Source organism: 'Chrysanthemum coronarium' phytoplasma, from assembly GCF_000744065.1.
GTDB lineage: Bacteria > Bacillota_I > Bacilli_A > Acholeplasmatales > Acholeplasmataceae > Phytoplasma > Phytoplasma asteris.
In genome coordinates, this window is the sequence record NZ_BBIY01000137.1 from 1 (window position 1) to 758 (window position 758).

1 tRNA gene and 1 pseudogene are annotated in these 758 nt (G+C 29.8%); both read right to left on the reverse strand.

The annotated features are described in order from the left end of the window. A pseudogene (locus OYV_RS04140) lies at positions 1 to 262 on the reverse strand (hypothetical protein); the annotation flags it as partial. 326 nt (positions 263 to 588) lie between these two features. Next, positions 589 to 663 (reverse strand) — tRNA-Trp (locus tag OYV_RS04145). Between the last annotated feature and the right edge of the window lie 95 nt (positions 664 to 758).

The following is a 758-nucleotide window of genomic DNA, read 5'->3' on the forward strand; positions in this document are numbered from 1 at the left end:
AATTAGAATCAAAGTCTTTGTTATTAATCAAAACATTGGGAATTTGAGGTTGTTCGTTTTTATTGTCGTTGTTTTTGCTCTCTTTAGACGGTTTGGAAGGACTAAAAAAAGCTGCAATACGAAAATTAACAACATAAATGAAAATTAGCGTTTTAATCACTAATTTTACTAAAAGAAATATCAATACAGGGAACAAAACAGCGCCAACAACCCAAATCCAAGGATTATTGGAAACCCAAGTTACCAATTCTTCAAATCTCAAAAAACCAACCTCCTAATAAAAGCGTTTGTAAAACTTTTATACTTTATTTGTTAGCTTTATAAAAAACTTAAATATAGCTTATATTTATTTTATCATAAAACTTTATATCTACACCTTTATTTAATCAAAAAAAGAAACAATTGTCAATTGATTTTGGTGGTTTTTTAAGATAAAGTTGTTTTTTGGGTAGTTTGAAAAAGATAAATAAGGTTTTTTTAGATTTTAAGAGCAAAATGATTAAAAAATGCGTTTTAAAATATCTTAATAAAGCAAAAAATTGATTGTTTTTTTATTTTATTAAAATATTTTTATTGGGGTAATTTTTTTGGCAGGGATATCAGGATTCGAACCCGAACGAGCGGTTTTGGAGACCGTTATGCTACCATTGACATCATATCCCTTCATTTACAAGTAGTTTGCATGGTACGGGTGACAGGATTTGAACCTGCACGCCTAAGCGCTAGATCCTAAGTCTAGTGCGTCTTCCATTCCGCCA